Annotated in this window: 14 protein-coding genes; 10 read left to right on the top strand and 4 right to left on the bottom strand. The window is 72.4% G+C overall.

Annotation, left to right across the window (positions count from 1 at the left end):
• Position 1: 1 nt before the first annotated feature.
• The 3 genes from ABT085_RS11935 to ABT085_RS11925 form a co-directional block, all read right to left on the bottom strand.
• Positions 2 to 1,666 carry a penicillin-binding transpeptidase domain-containing protein gene (locus ABT085_RS11935; RefSeq protein WP_351604986.1) on the bottom strand — a complete coding sequence of 555 codons (1,665 nt, stop codon included), beginning with the start codon at positions 1,664 to 1,666 and terminating at the stop codon, positions 2 to 4.
• Positions 1,667 to 1,873: 207 nt separating this feature from the next.
• Positions 1,874 to 3,514, bottom strand: a complete 1,641-nt coding sequence (locus ABT085_RS11930) for a penicillin-binding transpeptidase domain-containing protein (protein ID WP_351604984.1) — start codon at positions 3,512 to 3,514, stop codon at positions 1,874 to 1,876.
• 189 nt (positions 3,515 to 3,703) lie between these two features.
• Positions 3,704 to 5,455 carry a dolichyl-phosphate-mannose--protein mannosyltransferase gene (locus tag ABT085_RS11925; protein ID WP_351604981.1) on the bottom strand — a complete coding sequence of 584 codons (1,752 nt, stop codon included), beginning with the start codon at positions 5,453 to 5,455 and terminating at the stop codon, positions 3,704 to 3,706.
• 95 nt (positions 5,456 to 5,550) lie between these two features.
• On the opposite strand from ABT085_RS11925, the gene rsmI reads away from it, so the two are divergent.
• The 6 genes from rsmI (at position 5,551) to ABT085_RS11895 (ending at position 11,884) form a co-directional block, all read left to right on the top strand.
• Positions 5,551 to 6,399: a 16S rRNA (cytidine(1402)-2'-O)-methyltransferase gene (rsmI, locus tag ABT085_RS11920; RefSeq protein WP_351604979.1), complete on the top strand. Its 849-nt coding sequence runs from the start codon at positions 5,551 to 5,553 to the stop codon at positions 6,397 to 6,399.
• Between the two features lie 454 nt (positions 6,400 to 6,853).
• Positions 6,854 to 7,255 (top strand): hypothetical protein, encoded by a 402-nt coding sequence (locus ABT085_RS11915; protein ID WP_351604977.1) that lies wholly within the window; start codon positions 6,854 to 6,856, stop codon positions 7,253 to 7,255.
• 47 nt (positions 7,256 to 7,302) lie between these two features.
• Positions 7,303 to 8,187: a TatD family hydrolase gene (locus ABT085_RS11910; RefSeq protein WP_351604974.1), complete on the top strand. Its 885-nt coding sequence runs from the start codon at positions 7,303 to 7,305 to the stop codon at positions 8,185 to 8,187.
• Between the two features lie 442 nt (positions 8,188 to 8,629).
• On the top strand, positions 8,630 to 10,030 hold the full coding sequence (locus ABT085_RS11905) for a resuscitation-promoting factor (RefSeq protein ID WP_502982711.1): 1,401 nt from the start codon (positions 8,630 to 8,632) through the stop codon (positions 10,028 to 10,030).
• An 82-nt stretch (positions 10,031 to 10,112) separates the two neighbouring features.
• Positions 10,113 to 10,994 carry a 16S rRNA (adenine(1518)-N(6)/adenine(1519)-N(6))-dimethyltransferase RsmA gene (gene rsmA, locus ABT085_RS11900; RefSeq protein ID WP_162469977.1) on the top strand — a complete coding sequence of 294 codons (882 nt, stop codon included), beginning with the start codon at positions 10,113 to 10,115 and terminating at the stop codon, positions 10,992 to 10,994.
• A complete protein-coding gene (locus ABT085_RS11895; protein WP_351604971.1) occupies positions 10,991 to 11,884 on the top strand; it encodes a 4-(cytidine 5'-diphospho)-2-C-methyl-D-erythritol kinase in 894 nt (297 codons plus the stop codon). The genes rsmA and ABT085_RS11895 overlap by 4 nt, the downstream gene beginning before the upstream one ends.
• Before the next feature lie 12 nt (positions 11,885 to 11,896).
• On the opposite strand, the gene ABT085_RS11890 is transcribed toward ABT085_RS11895, so the two are convergent.
• On the bottom strand, positions 11,897 to 12,487 hold the full coding sequence (locus tag ABT085_RS11890; RefSeq protein ID WP_351604968.1) for a Uma2 family endonuclease: 591 nt from the start codon (positions 12,485 to 12,487) through the stop codon (positions 11,897 to 11,899).
• Between the two features lie 157 nt (positions 12,488 to 12,644).
• Here ABT085_RS11890 and ABT085_RS11885 point away from each other — a divergent pair, with 157 nt between their 5' ends.
• The 4 genes from ABT085_RS11885 to ABT085_RS11870 all read left to right on the top strand — a co-directional run bounded on the left by ABT085_RS11885 (position 12,645) and on the right by ABT085_RS11870 (position 19,308).
• Positions 12,645 to 14,453 carry an ABC-F family ATP-binding cassette domain-containing protein gene (locus tag ABT085_RS11885; protein WP_351604965.1) on the top strand — a complete coding sequence of 603 codons (1,809 nt, stop codon included), beginning with the start codon at positions 12,645 to 12,647 and terminating at the stop codon, positions 14,451 to 14,453.
• Between the two features lie 233 nt (positions 14,454 to 14,686).
• Positions 14,687 to 16,468 (top strand): outer membrane protein assembly factor BamB family protein, encoded by a 1,782-nt coding sequence (locus tag ABT085_RS11880; protein ID WP_351604963.1) that lies wholly within the window; start codon positions 14,687 to 14,689, stop codon positions 16,466 to 16,468.
• Positions 16,469 to 16,599: 131 nt separating this feature from the next.
• Positions 16,600 to 18,360 (top strand): outer membrane protein assembly factor BamB family protein, encoded by a 1,761-nt coding sequence (locus ABT085_RS11875; protein ID WP_351604961.1) that lies wholly within the window; start codon positions 16,600 to 16,602, stop codon positions 18,358 to 18,360.
• A gap of 267 nt (positions 18,361 to 18,627) precedes the next feature.
• Positions 18,628 to 19,308 (top strand): helix-turn-helix transcriptional regulator, encoded by a 681-nt coding sequence (locus tag ABT085_RS11870; RefSeq protein WP_351604958.1) that lies wholly within the window; start codon positions 18,628 to 18,630, stop codon positions 19,306 to 19,308.
• Positions 19,309 to 19,338 lie beyond the last annotated feature (30 nt).

Raw genomic sequence — 19,338 nt, 5'->3', positions numbered from 1 at the left:
TTCAGCCGCCCATCCGCAGCAGGGCCGCCACGATCGGGCCCGCGGTGTCACCGCCGTGGCCGCCCGCCTGGACGACACCGGCGGCCGCGAGGTCCCCGCGGTACGCCGTGAACCAGCCGTTGGGCTTCTCCTGGTTGTCCACCTCCGCCGAACCCGTCTTGGCGCCGTAGTCCGGGCCGAGCCCCGACATCGCCTCCGCGGCGGTGCCGTAGGCGGCCGTGTACTGCATCAGCTCGCGCAGCTGCGCCAGCGTCGCGCCGGACAGGGTGCGGGTGGCGGTGGCCAGCGTGCGGCCGTCCGTCTTCGGGGAGACCAGGTAGGGCTGGCGGAAGGTGCCCGACTTGACCGTCGCGGCCACCGACGCCATGTTCAGCGGGTTCATCCGCACCCCGCCCTGGCCGATCAGCTCCGCCGCCTTCTGCGCCCTGCTCTGCGGCGGCACCTCGCCGTCGAAGGTGGGCACACCGATCACCCAGTTGTTCATCGACAGCCCGAAGACCTGCTGGGCCTGCTTGGTCAGGTCGGAGTCCGAGAGCTTGCCCGCCTGGCTGATGAAGGCCGTGTTGCAGGAGCGCGCGAAGCTCGCCTTGAACGTGCCGTCCTTGATCTCGAAGTCGTCGTCGTTGTGGAACTTCCAGCCGCCGTAGTCGAAGGTCTTGGGGCAGGGGTGCTTCTTGTCCGCCGACGCGAGGTTCTTCTCGATCAGCAGCGAGGAGGTGATGACCTTCATCGTGGAGCCGGGCGCGAGGGAGCCCTGGAAGGCCGTGTTGAAGGTGTGGCTGGTGTTGGCCACCGCGAGGATCTCGCCCGTGGACGGGCGCATGAGGACCACCGACGCCCGCGCCTGCTTGGTGACCTGCTGTTCGGCCGCCGCCTGGAGGGTCGGGCTCAGCGTGGTCCTCACCGTGCCCGGGGTGCCCTTGCTCAGCTCCAGCAGGGTCTTGTCGGAGGCCTTGTCGGCCTTCGCGGCCTTCCCGCGCGCCACCCGCAGTTCGATGCCCGCCTTGCCGCCCGCGATCTTGCCGTACTTCTCGCGCAGTCCGTCCAGCACCGGGCCCAGCGACGGGTACTTGGCGGTGGTGATCTCTCCGCCGTTCCGGTCCAGAGCCGTCACCGGCGGGGTGTCGGAGTCGTCGGTGACGAGCGTGTCGCCGTCCTGGAGGTCGGGATGGACGACGGAGGCGTGCCAGCCGACCAGCGGCTTGCCGTCCGAGGTTCGGCGCACGACCGTCAGCGCGCTGTCGTACGCGAGCGGCTTGCTGACGCCCTTGTACGTCACCGTGCCCTTCACCGAGAACGGCACCTTGTCGCCGACGCGGGCGCCCGCGGCGAGGGTGACGCCGGTGACATGGGCGTCCTTGGTGTAGCCGGTCAGCAGGGCGGTCGCGGCCGCGGGGTCGTCCGTGGCCGCCGCGGCCAGGGTGGGGCTGCCCTTCTGCCAGGCGGTCAGGAAGCGCCCGGCCGTGGTGGTGACCTCGGTCGCCGACAGCGGGCCGGTCTTGACCTTCGGCTTGTCGGAGGCCGTCGACCCGCTCCCGGCCGAGGCCCCGCCGCTCAGCGCGTACACCCCGAGCCCGGCGCCCGCCACCACGACGGCGACGATCCCGCCGACCACCGCAGGTCTCGTGCGCCGCCGTTGCTCGGCGACCCGTCTCCGCTTGCCCACAGCCCTGCCCTCCGCGCTTCCCAGGGCCCCTCGCCCCGCCGTTCACACTGCCCTCACACACCCAACGACGCGACCAGCCTAGAGTCCCGTCCTGTGCGGGTGACGTGAGCCACCCTTATGAGCGGCTTCGCACCGGCCGTGGGGGCTTGTGTGCACCGGCGGCGCGGGCCCCGGGCCGGGGGCGTCGCACGGCCGCGCGGGCCCGCCTCAGCTGGCCGCGCGCAGCACCGCCGCCACGATCGGGCCCGCCGCGTCGCCGCCGTGGCCGCCCTCCTGGGTCATGGCCGCCGCCGCGACGTCGTTGCGGTACCCGGTGAACCAACTGTTCGACTTGGCCTGGCCGTCGACCTCGGCGGAGCCGGTCTTCGCGCCGATGCGGCCGCTCAGGCCGGACATCACGCGGGCCGCGGTGCCGCTGGTGGCCGTGCGGTTCATCATGGAGCGCAGCTGCTGGACCGTGCCGGCCGACAGGCCCCGCGCGGTGGCGAGTTCGCGGTCGTCGAGGCTGCGGGGCACGATCACCGGCTGGCGGAAGGCGCCCGTCATCGCGGTCGCGGTCACCGAGGCCATGTTCAGCGGGCTCATCTGGACCTGGCCCTGGCCGATCAGGTTGGCGGCGGTGTCCGGGCCGCCGGAGGCCGGGACGGAGCCGTCGAAGGACGGGATGCCGGTCTTCCAGTTGTCCTGCCCGAGCCCGAACCGGTTCTCGGCCTCCTGGGTCAGGGAGTCGACCTTGACCTCGTCCGCGTACTTCACGAACGCCGTGTTGCAGGAGCGCGAGAAGCTCTCGGAGAGGGTGGCGTGCTCGTCCGGAGCCATGTTCGTGAGGTTGTGGAAGGTCTGGCTCTGCCAGACAGCGTTGTCAGGGCAGGGTGCGGGACCGTTCGCGGTGGTGATCCCGTTGTCGATGAGGGTCGCCGCGCTGATGATCTTCATGGTGGAGCCGGGGGCCAGCCGCCCCAGGAAGGCCGCGTTCCAGCCGTCGTTCCGGTGGTTGGCGACGGCCAGCACCTCGCCGGTGCTCGGCTGCACGGCCACCACGGACGACTCGGCGTACTTCTGGACCGCCCGTTCGGCCGCCGCCTGCGCGCTCGCGCTGAGCGTCGTCGGCAGCCGGCCCGCCTTGCCCTTCGCGAGGGTCAGCAGCGTGGTGTCGGCGGAGTTGCCGCCGGCGTGCCGGATGCTCAGCTCCACGCCCGGCGTGCCGCCCGCCTGCTCGCCGTACTTATCGCGCAGCTCGTCCAGGATCGGCCCGAGGGAGGGGTACTTCTCCTTCGTCAGGACCTTCCCGTCCCGGTCCACGGCCTCGATCGGCGGCTTCGCCGACTCGCCGGTGACCAGGGTGTCGTCCATGCCGGTCAGCTGCGGGTGCACGACCGAGGGCTGCCAGTCGACCAGCGCCCGCCCGGTGGTGACCCCGCGCACCACCGTCAGCCTGCTGCTGTAGTCGAGCGGCTCGGACTTCCCGTCGTACGACACCGTCGCCTTGACCGTGAAGGGGACCGTGGCGCCGCTCGCGGTGCCCGGCGTGATCCGCACCCCCGTGATGTGCGCGTCCTGGCCGTACGACGTCAGCAGCGGCTCGGCCTTGGCGTCGTTGTTCGTGAACGCCGCCGCCTTCGCCGCGTCCCCCTTCTCCCAGGCCGCGAAGAACCCGGCGGTCGTCTCCTTCACCTCGTCGCGGCTCGGCGGACCGGTCTTCACCGGGGCCGGCCCGCCCGCCTTCGACGACCCGCCTTCCGCGCTCTCGTTCAGCGCGGACACGAAGTTGTAGGCGCCGTATCCCGCTCCGCCCACCATCACGGTGAACACCGTGGCGACTATGGCGGACTTTGCCCCCTTGCGCATGTGCGCGTCCCTCCCCGTTGTGACCCTTCCGGGCAGTTTCTGAACACGTTCAGAAACTATCGACCCGGTACAGACTAAGGGCAGCGGCGGCTGTTGTGACAGGAGTTGACCGAATCGGGTGCGCTCCCTGGCCGAGATACGCCACAATCCCCGGCCCCACACCCGGGGCCGGGGATTGTGGCGTAGCGGCTAGACCCAGGTGTCCAGCCACATCCGCGATCTCCAGTCGTCGATCGGGACGGCCTGGCCGGTGTACAGGGGCCAGAAGTAGATGAAGTTCCAGGCGATCAGCAGGACCAGGACGCCCGCGCCGGTCGCGCCCGCGACGCGGCGGGTCTCCGTCGAGCCCGGTGGCCCGACGATCGCGCCGAGCAGCATCGCCACCGCCAGACAGAGGAACGGCACGAAGACGACGGCGTAGAAGAGGAAGATCGTGCGCTCCTGGTACATGAACCAGGGCAGGTATCCGGCCACGATGCCGCAGGCGATCGCGCCCGCGCGCCAGTCACGGCGGAAGAACCAGCGCCACAGCACGTACAGCAGCGCGAAGCAGCCCACCCACCACAGCATCGGCGTGCCGATCGCCAGGACCTCGCGCGCGCACTTCTCGCTCGCGTCGGAGGGGCAGCCGTCTGTGCCGGGCAGCGGGGACTCGTAGAAGTACGAGACCGGGCGGCCCAGCACGAGCCAGCTCCACGGGTTCGACTGGTAGGTGTGCGGCGAGGAGAGGTGGACGTGGAAGTTGTAGACCTCGTGCTCGTAGTGCCACAGGCTGCGCCACCAGTCCGGGAACAGCCAGGACCAGCTGCTGTTCTTCCCGTCGGTGACGGCCCAGTTGCGGTAGTAGCCGCCGGAGCCGTCGTCCGCGGAGAGGATCCAGCCGGTCCAGGACACGAGGTACGTGACGAGCGCGACCGGCACGGTGGCGAGGAACGCCAGGCCCGTGTCGCGCTTGAGGACCGTCGTGTACGCGTTGCGCGCGCCGGCGACCTTGCGGGAGCCGACGTCCCAGAGCAGCGTCATGACGCAGAACCCCGCCATGATGTACAGGCCGTTCCACTTGGTGCCGATGGCCAGGCCGAGCAGCAGACCTGCCGCCCAGCGCCAGGGCCGCAGGCCCAGCCGGGTGGTCTCGGCGACGAGCGCGTCCGGCCGGGCCAGGCCGTCCGCGTCCTCGGGGAGCGCCGCCGCGAGTCTCGCGCGCGCCCGGTCGCGGTCGATGACCAGACAGGCGAACGCGGCCAGGACGAAGAACATCAGCACGCCGTCGAGCAGCGCGGTGCGGCTCATCACGAAGTGCAGTCCGTCGACCGCCATCAGCGCGCCCGCCAGGCAGCCCAGGAAGGTGGAGCGGAAGATCCGGCGGCCGACCCGGCACAGCACCAGGACGCTGAGCGTGCCGAGCAGCGCCGTCATGAACCGCCAGCCGAACGGGTCGAACCCGAAGATCAGCTCGCCGAGCCCGATGACGTACTTGCCGACCGGCGGGTGCACGACGTAGGCCGCGTCCACCGGGATGGTCAGATGCCCGTGGGAGGACAGCACGAGGTCGTTGGCGTTCTTGTCCCAGTTGACCTCGAACCCGCGGTGGACGAGCGCCCACGCGTCCTTCGCGTAGTACGTCTCGTCGAATATCACCGCCCTCGGGCTGCCCAGGTTCCAGAACCGCAGCACCCCCGCGAACAGGGTGACCAGCAGCGGACCGCCCCAGCCCGACCAGCGCCTCAGGCGGTCGGCGAGGGTGGGCGGGAGGCCGAGCGCCGCCCACAGCCGGGGGCTGGGTTCGGCGTACGGCGGCACGAGCCGTTCGCGGACGTCGCTCGCGGGTCCCGACGCCGGCGCCGAGTAGCCGAATCGCCTCAGCCGCTGCTGCCACGACGGCTGCTGGTCGTGCGGGGCCCGGCCCTGCCGGATGTCCGTGGAGGACGCGGTACTGGTCACCGCGCCATCGTAGGGAACCCTTCTGTGTGAGTCCCGTGCAAGGGCGGTACCGGTCCGGATGCGTCCCCTTGGTCCGCCCCTGGGAGGATGGTGACGTGACTGGAACCCTTGTCTTGGCAGGCACCCCCATCGGCGACATTCAGGACGCTCCGCCCCGGCTCGCCGCGGAACTGGCCGGCGCCGACGTCGTCGCCGCCGAGGACACCCGGCGGCTGCGGCGCCTGACCCAGGCCCTGGGCGTGATGCCCAAGGGGCGGGTGGTGTCGTACTTCGAGGGCAACGAGGCGGCCCGCACGCCGGAACTGGTCGAGGCGCTGGTGGGCGGCGCCCGGGTGCTGCTGGTCACCGACGCGGGCATGCCGTCCGTGTCCGACCCCGGCTACCGGCTGGTCGCCGCGGCCGTAGAGAAGGACGTCAAGGTCACCGCGGTACCCGGACCGTCCGCCGTGCTGACCGCGCTGGCGCTGTCCGGGCTGCCCGTCGACCGCTTCTGCTTCGAGGGCTTCCTGCCGCGCAAGGCGGGCGAGCGACTGTCCCGGCTGCGGGAGGTCGCCGGGGAGCGCCGCACCCTCGTCTACTTCGAGGCCCCGCACCGGCTCGACGACACCCTCGCCGCCATGGCCGAGGTCTTCGGCGCCGACCGGCGTGCCGCCGTCTGCCGCGAGCTGACCAAGACGTACGAGGAGGTCCGGCGCGGCGGCCTCGCCGAGCTGGCCGCGTGGGCCGCCGAGGGCGTGCGGGGCGAGATCACCGTCGTGGTCGAGGGGGCGGCCGAGCGGGGCGGGCAGGAACTCGACGCCGAGGAACTGGTGCGCCGGGTGCGGGTGCGCGAGGAGGCGGGGGAGCCCCGCAAGGAGGCGATCGCGGCGGTGGCCGCGGAGGCCGGCCTGCCCAAGCGTGAGGTGTTCGACGCGGTGGTCGCGGCGAAGAACGCCGGCCGCTGAGCCGCCTCGCGCCGACCTCCTGGGCACCTCGCGCCGCCCGCCGAGGCGCCTTGCGCCGATCTCCGGGGCGCGTTGCGCCGTTCGCGGAGGTGCGTTGCGCCGTTCGTGCGGATGCCTCGCGCGGTCCGCCGCGGCGCCCTGCGGCGGTCCGGCGGCGCGCTCCGAGGCGTCTCGCACCGGTCGCCGTACGCCCTCTGAGCAGGGCGCTTCTCCCATGAGCGAGCGCCCCATGCGCGGGCAAAGGGCGCTCGCGCCAGGCAAAGCCCAGCCCGCCCGCCGAGGCCGTTTCGGCAAGGAAGGTCCAAATCGGCTCCAACACTCGACAGTCCTGATGCATTCGGGCCGGTGGAGGCGTCCACTGGATGCAGGGACGCACCCGTCCCTCGCCTTCGCCGGGGTTCCGGGGGGAACTCCCTCGCCGGGGGCGCTCGTCCAGCGGACAGCAGGAGCTGGCATGAGTGAGATCGCAGGGCGGACCGGTCTTCGCGACGGAGCGAAGTCCGTGGTCAACGAGTCCTATTCCTTCGCCTGCATGAGGTGCGGGCACGGCTGGGAACAGTCGTACGAGATCGAGCACCACACGGACGCCGACGGCAACGAGTTCGTGCTCTACGTGACGGGCGGCCGGGTCGTGCCGTCCCCGCTGAGCCGCCCGGCCTGTGTGAACTGCGACGGCAACGTCGTACGGATCATGCGCGCGGGCCAGGTGTCCTTCGTGCAGGACCTGCTGCACCGGCAGCCGCGCCACGCACGCGAACAGCAGGAGCAGCAGGTGCAGCAGGGGGCGCCGCCGCCCGCGGAGCACCACTGGCACCTGTCCGATCTCCTGCACCCGTTCCAGCGCAGGGTGGGCTGACGCCCCGCACGGCCCGGGACGGCATGCCCCTTTCGTAGGATCGGGGCATGCCTTCGAACGACGACAAGAACGCGGCGCCGCCGCTCCCGGAACCCCTCAGGGTGCCGGTCGCCGACTCCCACACCCACCTCGACATGCAGTCCGGCACGGTCGAGGAGGGCCTCGCGAAAGCGGCGTCGGTGGGGGTCACGACGGTCGTCCAGGTCGGCTGCGACATCAAGGGCTCACGCTGGGCCGCCGAGACCGCGGCCGCCCACGACAGCGTCCACGCGACCGTCGCCCTGCACCCCAACGAGGCCCCGCGCATCGTCCACGGCGACCCCGACGGCTGGTCCCGGCAGGGCGCGCGCACCCCGGGCGGCACCGCCGCGCTCGACGAGGCGCTCGCCGAGATCGACCGGCTGGCCGGGCTGCCCCAGGTCAAGGGCGTCGGAGAGACGGGACTCGACTACTTCCGCACAGGCCCCGAGGGCAAGGAGGCGCAGGAGCGGTCCTTCCGCGCCCACATCGAGATCGCCAAGCGGCACGGCAAGGCGCTGGTCATCCACGACCGCGACGCCCACGCCGACGTCCTGCGCGTGCTGAAGGAGGAGGGCGCTCCGGAGCGGACCGTCTTCCACTGCTACTCCGGCGACGCCGACATGGCGCAGATCTGCGCCCGCGCCGGGTACTTCATGTCCTTCGCCGGCAACGTCACCTTCAAGAACGCCCAGAACCTGCGCGACGCCGTCGCCGTCGCTCCGCTGGAGCTGCTCCTGGTGGAGACCGACGCGCCCTTCCTGACCCCGGCCCCGTACCGCGGACGGCCCAACGCCCCGTATCTCATTCCGGTCACGGTGCGCGCCCTGGCCGCCGTGCGGGGTATCGACGAGGACGCGCTGGCGGGAGCCCTCGCGGCGAACACGGCCCGCGCCTTCGACTACACCATGTGACCGTCTCGTGACCGGAGGACCGCAATCGCGGCGACCGGCACTCACTCTGGGCACGACTGTGCGTAGTCGCACGGCTTTGGAGAGTGACGCCGGCTCCGCTAGGTTCTGGGGGCCCGATCCGGACCCGTCTGGCCCTGTGGAGCGTGTCGGCGTGAGCAACTCGCAGTACGAGACGTATCAGGCGTACGAGCCCTACCAGGGGTACGGGGGGTACGCGGGACACGGCGGCCCCGGCCCCGATCCCGTCCCTCCGGCCCCGGAGGCCGACCCCCACGGCGGCTTCGACCTGCACAGCGCCCAGACGCTGGCGTACGGCGTGTACGCGGCGCCCGGGGCGTACGAGCCGTTCGGGATGTACCGGGACACGTACCAGGACGTGCACCAGGACGTGCACCAGTACAGGTACCAGGACACGTACCGGCCCGCCTATGAGACGCCCGGGATGCGTGAGGCGCGCGAGCCGTACGACGCGTACGAAGCGTTCGGGACGGACGAGGTGCAGGACTCGTACGAGGTGCAGGACTCGTACGAGACGTACGAGTCCTATGCGTCCTACACGGCCCATGGAGCGTACGAGGGATACGGGCCCTACGAGGCCCCCGGGCCCTACGGCGTGCACGGGTCGGAGGACGCCACGCTCCCGCGCCAGACGCTGCGCCCGCCGGGTGCGGAAGCGCCCACACTCGTCGAGCGCGTCACGCCGGACCGGCGCCCCTCGCGGCGGCACAGGCTCGGGTACGCCGGGCGGGTGGACGGCCGGGTGCGCCGACTGCTCCCGCGGGCGCTGGTCGTCGCCGTCCTGGCCGGCGGCACCACCGCCTTCGTCGCCCAGGACAAGGCCGTCGAGCTGGACGTCGACGGCAGACCGCGCAGCCTGCACACCTTCGCCGACGACGTGACCGAGCTGCTCGCGCAGGAGGGCGTCCGGGTCGGAGCCCACGACACGGTGGCGCCCGCCCCCGGCACGCCCCTGGCCTCGGGTCAGGAGATCGCGGTGCGCTACGGACGGCCGGTGCGGCTCACCGTCGACGGCCGGCGGGCCGAGGTGTGGACGACGGCGCACACCGTGCAGGAGGCGCTGGAACAGCTGGGGGTGCGGGTGGAGGGCGCGTATCTGTCCGCCGCGCGTCACCGGCGCATCGGGCGGGAGGGGCTCGCGCTGGACGTGCGTACCGAACGCGCCGTCACGATCATGGCGGACGGCCGGGCCCGCACCGTGCGCACCAACGCCGCGACCGTCGGCGAGGCCGTCGAGCAGGCCGGGATCACCCTGCACGGCCAGGACGCCATCTCGGTCCCGGCCGGGAGCTTCCCGCGCGACGGGCAGACGGTGACCGTGCTGCGGATCACCGGCGGCAGGGAGGTCCGGGAGGAGGCGATCCCGTTCGAGGTGCGGCGCATCGCCGACGCCTCGCTGCTGCGCGGCACGGAGGTCGTCGAACGGGCCGGACGGCCGGGGCTGCGGCGCATCACCTACGCCCTGCGGACCGTCAACGGCGTCCGGCAGAAGCCGCGGCGCGAGCGGTCCGAGCGGATCCGGGAGCCACGGTCGCAGCTGGTGAGGGTGGGCACGAAGCCGCTGCCGCCGTCGGCCCGCGGCGCCGACCACCTCGACTGGAGAAGCCTCGCGGCCTGCGAGTCGGGCGGCCGGCCGGACGCCGTCGACCGGTCGGGGACGTACGGCGGGCTCTACCAGTTCGACACGCACACCTGGCACAGCCTCGGCGGGAGCGGACGGCCGCAGGACGCGCCGGCCGCGGAGCAGACCCGGCGGGCCAAGCGGCTGTACGTACGGCGGGGGGCGACACCCTGGCCGCACTGCGGGTCACGGCTGCACGGGTGAGCGGCCCCGGACCGCGGCGGGACGGACGGCAGGCGGCGGCGCAGCGGACGAGGGGCCGCCCGCGGCCCCGTACCCTGGTGCCGTGAGCAGCCCCACCCCTGACGCCCTGCTGGGCCCCGCCGACATCCGCGAACTGGCGGCCGCCCTCGGGGTGCGCCCGACCAAGCAGCGCGGCCAGAACTTCGTGATCGACGCGAACACGGTCCGCCGCATCGTGCGCACCGCCGGGGTCCGCCCCGACGACGTGGTCGTCGAGGTCGGTCCGGGGCTCGGCTCCCTCACCCTCGCCCTGCTGGAGGCCGCCGACCGGGTCACGGCGGTGGAGATCGACGACGTGCTGGCCGCCGCGCTGCCCGCGACCGTCGCCGCCCGGATGCCGCAGCGCGCCGACCGGTTCGCGCTCGTGCACTCCGACGCGATGCACGTCGGCGCGCTGCCCGGCCCGGCCCCGACCGCGCTGGTCGCGAACCTCCCGTACAACGTCGCCGTCCCCGTGCTGCTGCACATGCTCCAGACCTTCCCGAGCATCGAGCGCACCCTGGTGATGGTGCAGTCGGAGGTCGCCGACCGGCTGGCCGCCGCGCCCGGCTCGAAGGTCTACGGCGTGCCCTCGGTCAAGGCCAACTGGTACGCCGAGGTCAAGCGGGCCGGGGCGATCGGCCGCAATGTCTTCTGGCCCGCGCCGAACGTCGACAGCGGGCTGGTCTCGCTGGTCCGGCGGACCGAGCCGATCAAGACCACGGCCTCCCGCACGGAGGTCTTCGCGGTCGTCGACGCGGCGTTCGCGCAGCGCCGCAAGACGCTGCGCGCGGCGCTGGCCGGCTGGGCGGGCTCCGCGGCGGCCGCCGAGGCGGCCCTGGTCGCCGCCGGCGTCTCGCCGCAGGCGCGCGGGGAGTCGCTGACGGTCGAGGAGTTCGCGCGCATCGCCGAGCACAAGGACGCCTACGAGGGGACGGGCGAGTGAGCGTCACGGTACGGGTTCCGGCCAAGGTCAACGTCCAGCTGGCGGTCGGGGCGGCCCGGCCGGACGGCTTCCACGACCTGGCCAACGTCTTCCTGGCCGTCGGGCTGTACGACGAGGTCACCGTGACCCCGGCCGACGAGCTGCGGGTCACCTGCGAGGGCCCGGACGCCGCTCAGGTCCCGCTGGACCGCAGCAACCTCGCCGCGCGCGCCGCGATCGCGCTGGCCGGGCGGCGGGGCCTCGAACCGGCCGTGCACATCCACATCGCCAAGGACATCCCGGTGGCCGGCGGCATGGCGGGCGGCAGCGCGGACGGCGCGGGCGCGCTGCTCGCCTGCGACACGCTGTGGGGCACGGGCGCCTCCCGCGAGGAACTGCTGGAGATCTGCGCCGAGCTCGGCAGCGACGTGCCGTTCAGCCTGGTCGGCGGGGCGGCGCTCGGCGTCGGGCGCGGGGAGCGGCTGACCGCTCTGGAGACCGGCGGGACCTTCCACTGGGTGTTCGCGATGGCCTCCCGCGGCCTGTCGACCCCGGCGGTCTTCCGGGAGTTCGACCGGCTGGCCGAGGGCCGGGACATCCCGGAGCCGGTGGCCTGCGCCGATCTGCTGGAGGCGCTGGCGAAGGGCGACCCCGAGGCGCTGGCGGCGGCCGTCTCCAACGACCTCCAGCCCGCCGCGCTGTCCCTCTTCCCGGAACTGGCCGACACACTGGCGGCGGGACGCGGGGCGGGTGCGCTCGCCGCGCTGGTCTCCGGGTCCGGCCCCACGACGGCGTTCCTGACCCGCGACGCGGAATCGGCGGAGAAGGTGGCGGAGGCGCTCGCGGCCTCGGGCACCTGCCGCACGGTACGGACGGCGGCGGGGCCGGTGGCGGGGGCGACGGTGGTCTGAGGGCGGGGTCCCTCAGAACTCGTCGATCGCCGTCAGGTCGATGTCGATCGGGTACGGCTTCTCGACCTTGACGCGGTTGCTGTAGCTGCCGGTCGACCGGTACGTGCCGGTCTCCTCCGACAGCTCGAAGGCCTCGACGGCCGGATGTCTGTCCGGCCCGCTCATCTCGACGAGCCAGTAGTACTGGATGCCTGCCGCAGCGTACTTGTGCGTCTTGGTGAGCCGGTCGCGGGATTCGGACTCCGGTGAGACGACCTCGACGGCCAGCAAGACGTCCTTGCCCTCGAAATACGTCTGTTCCGGCCCTGTCCTGGCAGCTGCTCTGATCACGGAGATGTCCGGTTCGGGGCCGTTGCGCCGGTCGAGCACCACGGTCATCTCACGGGCGACCTTCAGGTCCGGCGGCACAGTGCGACGCAAACCGTTGACCAGCAGGTCGATCGCGGCGAAGTGGAAATAGCGCTGCGGGCTCACGAGGACCAGGCTCCCGTCGATCAGCTCGGTGTGCGGCGGGAGATCCGGCAGTGTCAGCAGGTCGTCGACGGTGTAGCCGTCCAGGGGCGGCATCCGCCATCCGGACTGCTCGGCAGGCTGGGCTGTCATGGTTCCTCCCACGGACAAGATCCTGGTGCCCGTCCTCCACGGTAGCGGCCGCCTCCCCGTCACGTCATCACAAAGGGTGACCGCCCCCTCGCGCCCCGCTCCCGCCTCCGCAGGGCCTAGGCTAGAAGGCTGACCGACCCCCCTGCGCAGGAGTGAAATGGCCGTCAACCTGGTCAATGTCGAGAACGTCAGCAAGGTGTACGGCACCCGTACCCTCCTCGACGGCATCTCGCTCGGCGTGTCCGAGGGCGATCGGATCGGGGTGGTCGGCCGCAACGGCGACGGCAAGACCACCCTGATCCGGATGCTCGCCAAGCTGGAGGAGGCCGACTCCGGCCGCGTCACCCACAACGGCGGGCTGCGGATGGGCGTGCTCACCCAGCACGACTCCCTCGACCCGGCCGCCACCGTCCGGCACGAGGTCATCCGCGACCTCGCCGACCACGAGTGGGCGGGCAACGCCAAGATCCGCGACGTGCTGACCGGCCTGTTCGGCGGGCTCGACCTGCCCGGCTTCCCGCAGGGCCTGGACACCGTCATCGGCCCGCTCTCCGGCGGCGAGCGCCGTCGTATCGCGCTCGCCAAGCTCCTCATCGACGAGCAGGACCTGATCATCCTCGACGAGCCGACCAACCACCTCGACGTCGAGGGCATCGCCTGGCTCGCCCGGCACCTGCGCGAGCGCCGCTCCGCGCTCGTCTGCGTCACCCACGACCGCTGGTTCCTCGACCAGGTCTGCACCCGGATGTGGGACGTGCAGCGCGGTGACGTGCACGAGTACGAGGGCGGCTACTCCGACTACGTCTTCGCCCGCGCCGAGCGCGAGCGGATCGCCGCGACCGAGGAGGTCAAGCGGCAGAACCTGGTCCGCAAGGAGCTGGCCTGGCTGCGGCGCGGTGCCCCCGCCCGCACCTCCAAGCCGCGCTTCCGGATCGAGGCCGCCAACGAGCTGATCGCCGACGTGCCGCCGCCGCGCGACACCAGCGAGCTGATGAAGTTCGCCTCGTCGCGGCTCGGCAAGACCGTCTTCGACCTGGAGGACGTCACCGTCCAGGCCGGCCCCAAGGTGCTGCTCAAGCACGTCACCTGGCAGCTCGGCCCCGGCGACCGCATCGGCCTGGTCGGCGTCAACGGCGCCGGGAAGACGTCCCTGCTGCGGGCCATGGCCGAGGCCGCCCGCAGCCAGGGCGAGACGCAGCCCGCCGCCGGCCGCGTCAACGTCGGCAAGACCGTCAAGCTCGCCTACCTCTCCCAGGAGGTCGCCGAGCTGAACCCCGCCACCCGGGTCCTGGAGGCCGTCCAGCAGGTGCGCGAGCGCGTCGACCTCGGCAAGGGGCGCGAGATGACCGCCGGGCAGCTGTGCGAGACGTTCGGCTTCGGCAAGGAGAAGCAGTGGACGCCGGTGGGCGACCTGTCCGGCGGCGAGCGCCGACGGCTGCAACTGCTGCGCCTGCTGATGGACGAGCCCAACGTCCTCTTCCTCGACGAGCCCACCAACGACCTCGACATCGAGACCCTCACCCAGCTGGAGGACGTCCTCGACGGCTGGCCCGGCTCGATGATCGTCATCTCCCACGACCGGTTCTTCGTCGAGCGCACCACCGACCGGGTGTTCGCCCTGCTCGGCGACGCCACCCTGCGGATGCTGCCGCGTGGCATCGACGAGTACCTGGAGCGTCGTCAGCGCATGGAGGAGGCGGCCGCGGCCGCCGCCGGGTCCGCGGCGCCGGCCCGGGCCACGACCGAGAAGAGCGCGGCCGACCAGCGTGCCGCGAAGAAGGAACTCCAGAAGATCGAGCGGCAGTTGGACAAGATCACCGAAAAGGAGTCCAAGCTGCACGCCCAGATCGCCGACAACGCCACCGACTTCGCGAAGGTGGCCGAACTCGACTCCCAGCTGCGGGACTTGTCGGGTGAACGGGACGAACTGGAGCTGCGCTGGCTGGAACTCGCCGAGGACGCCTGATCCCCGGCCCGGCCGGGGCGTACGGCGCGCGGGTCGCGTGAAGGGGGCGTGACGGCGCATAACGAGGGCGTCACGGGCCGGTTCTCCCTTGGGAACAGGGGGGAGCGCGGGCCCGTGAACGGTCGGTGCCGGGTGATAGAACAGAGCGTCTGATAACTCGCTGAGACGACTCTGCATCCATCACGCAGCTCAGGGCGTGGCGAGAAATCAGTGAGCCAGGGGGAGACACGCTGATGACGCAACCGCCCGACCAGCCGTCCGCGCAGGGCGGCTTCGGCCCGCCGCAGGACCAACCGCCGTCCGGCGGATCCGGTTTCGGTGCGCCCGTGCCGCCCCAGCCGCCGGGGGCCCCGCAGCCCGGCTTCGGCGCTCCGCAGCAGCCGGGCCCGTACGTCCAGCCGCCGCAGCAGCCCGGCCCGTACGCCCCCCAGCCCGGCCCGTACGGTCAGCCCCCGCAGGCAGGTCCGTACGGTCAGCCGCAGCAGCCGGGCCCGTACGGCCCGCAGCCCGGTTACGGCTACCCGCCGCAGCCTCCGTACCCGGTCGCCCCGGACGGGTCGTCCGCCGGTTCCCGCAACCCCTTCAAGCGGCGGCCCGCGCTCGCCGCCGGGGCCGCGGTCGTCGCGCTGCTCGTCGTCGGAGCCGTCGTGGTGGCGCTCACGACCGGCGGCGGTGACGACGAGGCGGGCAAGGACGGCAAGGGCGGCAAGCCGGTCGCGTCCGGGAGCGACAGCCCCGGGACCGACGCCCCGGTCAACCCGGGCGACGGCAGCGGTGGCAACGCGGACACCCAGGACCTCAACGCGGGCCGCAAGCCCGGCGAGGCCAAGGTGCTCTGGTACAAGGAGGCGCCCGACGCGCCCGCCTCCGGAGCCGACGCCCCCGGCATGTGGATCACCGGCAGGACCGCGGTGAAGGCGGCCTACAAGGAACTCGTCGCCTACGGCGTCACGGACGGCAAGCCGGCCTGGGACCCCATCACCTTCCCGCAGAAGATCTGCGCGGTCACCCCCGTCAAGTCGTCCGACGACAAGGTCGTCGTGGCGTACATGAACGGCAGCAGCAGCCGCGCCAAGTGCAACCAGCTCCAGCAGATCGACCTGAACACCGGCGCGAAGGGCTGGAGTGCCCAGGTCGCCGACGGCGCGCTGTTCGACAGCGTGATATCCGTCGACCTGACGCTGGCCGGCGACACGCTGATGGTCGGCCGCTCCCAGTCCGGCACGGCCTACGACCTGCACAGCGGCAAGAAGCTGTTCGACAAGAAGAAGTACGGCACCGCCTGCTTCCCCACCGCCTTCGCCGGTGGCGAGCGGCAGTTGGTCTCCGTGGCGTCCTGCGGCGCCGGCGGCGCCGACGAGCACGAGGAAGTACAGGGGCTCGACCCGCGCACCGGCGGCGTCCGGTGGACGCAGAAGCTCGACAAGGGCTGGTCGGTCGAGCGCGCGTACTCGCTCGACCCGCTCGTCCTCTACCTGACCAACCAGGGCAAGAACGCCTGGAACATCTCCACCATCAAGAGCGACGGCACCTTCCGTTCGGAGGTCGGCGTCGACGAGGACTTCGCCCCCGAGTGCGGCTGGGCCCTGCTCGACCGGGACCTCCAGGGCTGCGAGGGCGTCGCGGCCGACGCGAACACCCTCTACCTGCCGACCAAGGCCACCACCGGAGCCAACGAGATCGTCGCCGTCGACCTCTCCTCCGGCAAGGAGAAGTGGCGCGTGAAGTCCCCGGCGGACACGTCGATGCAGCCGATCCGGATCGAGGGCGGCCGGCTCGTCGCCTATGTCGAGCCGACGTACGACGCGGGCGGCCAGGTCGTCTCGATCGCGACCGCCGGCACCGTCCACACCCCGGCGAAGCTGCTCCAGAACCCGCAGGGCACCGCCCGGATCGAGTCCGGCTTCTTCTCGAAGTCGATCGCCTGGGTGGACGGGCGCTTCTACCTCTCCTCCACCCATCTGACCGGGAAGGACGACGCGAAGGAGAAGCTGATGCTCGCCTTCGGCAAGTGAGCCCGGCCGGCCGCCCCGGTCCCGTCTTCTCCCGCCCGCCCCTGTCCTTGCCCGATCCCGCCGTTCCCGGCGCCGGTCCCCGTCCCGGCCCCACGTCCCCGTCCCAGTCGCGTTTTCGAGGTAGCCAGACCATGAGCCAGCCGCCGCCCCCGCCCCCGAACCAGCCCCCGCAGCCGCAGGGCGGCTTCGGCCCGCCCCCGGGCCAGCAGCCCCCGCAGCCGCAGGGCACCCCGCAGCCCGGCTACGGCTACCCGCAGACACCCCCGCCGCCGCAGCCCGGTTACGGCTACCCGCAGCCGCCCGCGCCGCAGCCCGGCTACGGCTACCCGCAGCCGCCGACCGTCCCGCAGCCCGGCTACGGCTACCCCGGCGCCCCCCAGCCCGGCCCGTACGGCCACGGGCAGCCGCCCGGCGGGCCCGCGGGCGGACCGTCCGGCGGCGGGCGCAAGCCGAACGCCCAGCTGCTCATCATCGTCGCGGCCGTCGTCGCGATCGCCCTGATCGTCGGCGGCGGCATCTGGTACTCCTCGTCCGGCAAGGGCGGCAACGGCAAGCACGACACCGGCAGTTCCAGCGGCGGCACCGGCGGCAAGGACGGCAAGGACGGCACCGGGGGCGGCTCCGGCGGCACGGAGAAGGTGCCCGCCGACACCGCGTCCAAGGTGCTCTTCCAGGTCCCCATGCCCACGGTCGCCGCCACCATGAGCACCCAGGGCTCCTGGCTCACCGGCAAGACGTACGTCAAGACCGGCGCCGCCGAGGTCGTCGGCTACGACCCCGCCAAGGGCACCCGGCTGTGGACGATCAAGCTGCCCGGCCCGGTGTGCGAGGCCGCCCGCCACACCACCGAGGACAACCGCACGGCGATCCTCTACGAGCCCGCGATGCCGACCAAGGCCGACCCCTCGCACGGATGCAGCCAGGTCGCCGCGATCGACCTCGACGCGGGCAAGAAGCTGTGGACGAAGACCGTCAACTCCGGTGACCAGCCGATCACCTTCGACAACGTCACCGTCAGCGCCCACACGGCAGCCCTGGGCGCCACCGAGGGCGGCGCCGCCTTCGACATCGACTCCGGCAAGCTGCTGTGGTCCCCGAAGGTCGGCGACACCTGCTACGACGCGGGCTACGGCGGCGGCGCGAAGCTGGTCGCGGTCCGCAAGTGCGGCGACTACGACAACCATCAGCTCAGCATCCAGACCATCGACCCGGCCAGCGGGAAGGTGATCTCGGAGTACAAGATGACCAAGGGCATCGAGTACGCCAGCGTCGTCTCGACGGACCCGCTGGTCGTCGCCGCCGACGTCGGCGACAGCGCGGGCGACGGCAGCGGCATCTCGGACTTCTTCTCCATCGACAACAGGACCGGCGCCCTGCGCACCCGTATCTCCGCGCCGGGCGACCAGTACGCGGCGAAGTGCGAGGGCATCAGCCGGATCGAGTACTGCAAGGGCGTCGTCGTCGCCGCCGACCGGATCTACGTGCCGACCGAGGAGCACGAGGGCACCGGGTCGGGCAGCCGGTCCAACGAGATCGTCGCCTTCGACCTCGCCACCGGCAAGCAGACCGGCCAGCGCGCCGACGCCGGCGACGGCTACACGATCACCCCGCTGCGCATGGACGGCACCGCCCTGCTCGCCTACAAGCGCCCGCCCTACGACAAGGGCGGCCAGATCGTGAGCATCGACGGCGCCAGTTTCAAGGAGACGACGCTGATGGAGAACCCGGCGACGTCGGAGGTGCACACCGTGGAGCAGAGCATGCTCCCCGAGTACGCCGAGATCCTCTACGCGGGGGGCCGCCTGTACATGTCCCAGGTCTTCGCCAACAAGCCGCTGTCCGGTGTGGGCGGCAAGGAGGACCTGGCGGTCGCGTTCGGCACCGGCGGCTGACCCGGCGCACCCGGGCCCGAGCGCACGGCCCCGTCCCTGCTCAGGGGCGGGGCCGTGCGCGTACCGCTCATCACCCTCGAATGTGAGGAATTTCGGCGATCCGGGGCACTTCTCACCAGTAGGGGGAGCGCAACGTCGAACAAGCGTGTAGCTTCCGGGGGCATGAAGGACGGGGGAGCCGGGGGGCCCTTCGGCCATGCGGACCAGTGGGCAGCCCCAGGGGGACCCATTGGGGGGACTGGGGGTTGCTCTGTGGGAGTGCGGCTGATGGTGGTCGACGACCACCGACTGCTCGCCGAGGCGCTGGCCTCGGCGTTGAAGCTGCGGGGTCACCGGGTACTGGCCGCGGCGGCACCGGCCGCCGGTGCGGCGGAACTGGTGATCACCCGCGCGCCCGAGGTGTGCCTGCTGGGCACGGCGGCACCGGCCGAACCGGGCATCTTCGACCCGGTGATACGGATCAAACGGGAGCGTCCGCAGGTCGCTGTCCTGGTTCTCGGCCCGGTACCCAGTCCGCGCGGCATCGCGGCCGCCTTCGCCGCGGGCGCCTCGGGCTACGTACGTCACGACGAGCGCATCGAGGGCGTGGAGCGGGCCATCATGAAGGCGCGGGCGGGCGAGGCGGCGGTGGCCCCGCAGCTCCTCCAGGGGGCGTTCAGCGAACTGCTCAACCCGGCCGCCCAGCCCGACGACGAGGGCCAGCGGCTGCTCCAGATGCTCACCCCGAGGGAGATCGAGGTCCTGGTCCGGGTCGCCGACGGCGAGGACACCCGGCTGATCGCGGCCGGCATGGGCATCGCCCCGTCCACCGCCCGCACCCATGTCCAGCGCGTCCTGATGAAACTGGGGGTCGGCTCGCGGCTGGAGGCGGCGGCCCTGGCGGCCCGCACCGGCCTGCTGGACCGGGCCGGCCCGCTGCCGCAGCAGAGCACGGGCGCGGAGCCGTAGGACCCGGAACGCGAGGGTCCGTCCGGGTAC

Source organism: Streptomyces sp. NPDC002265, from assembly GCF_040296125.1.
In the GTDB taxonomy this organism is placed as follows: Bacteria; Actinomycetota; Actinomycetes; order Streptomycetales; family Streptomycetaceae; genus Streptomyces.
This window is presented reverse-complemented; position numbering and strand designations above follow the sequence as displayed.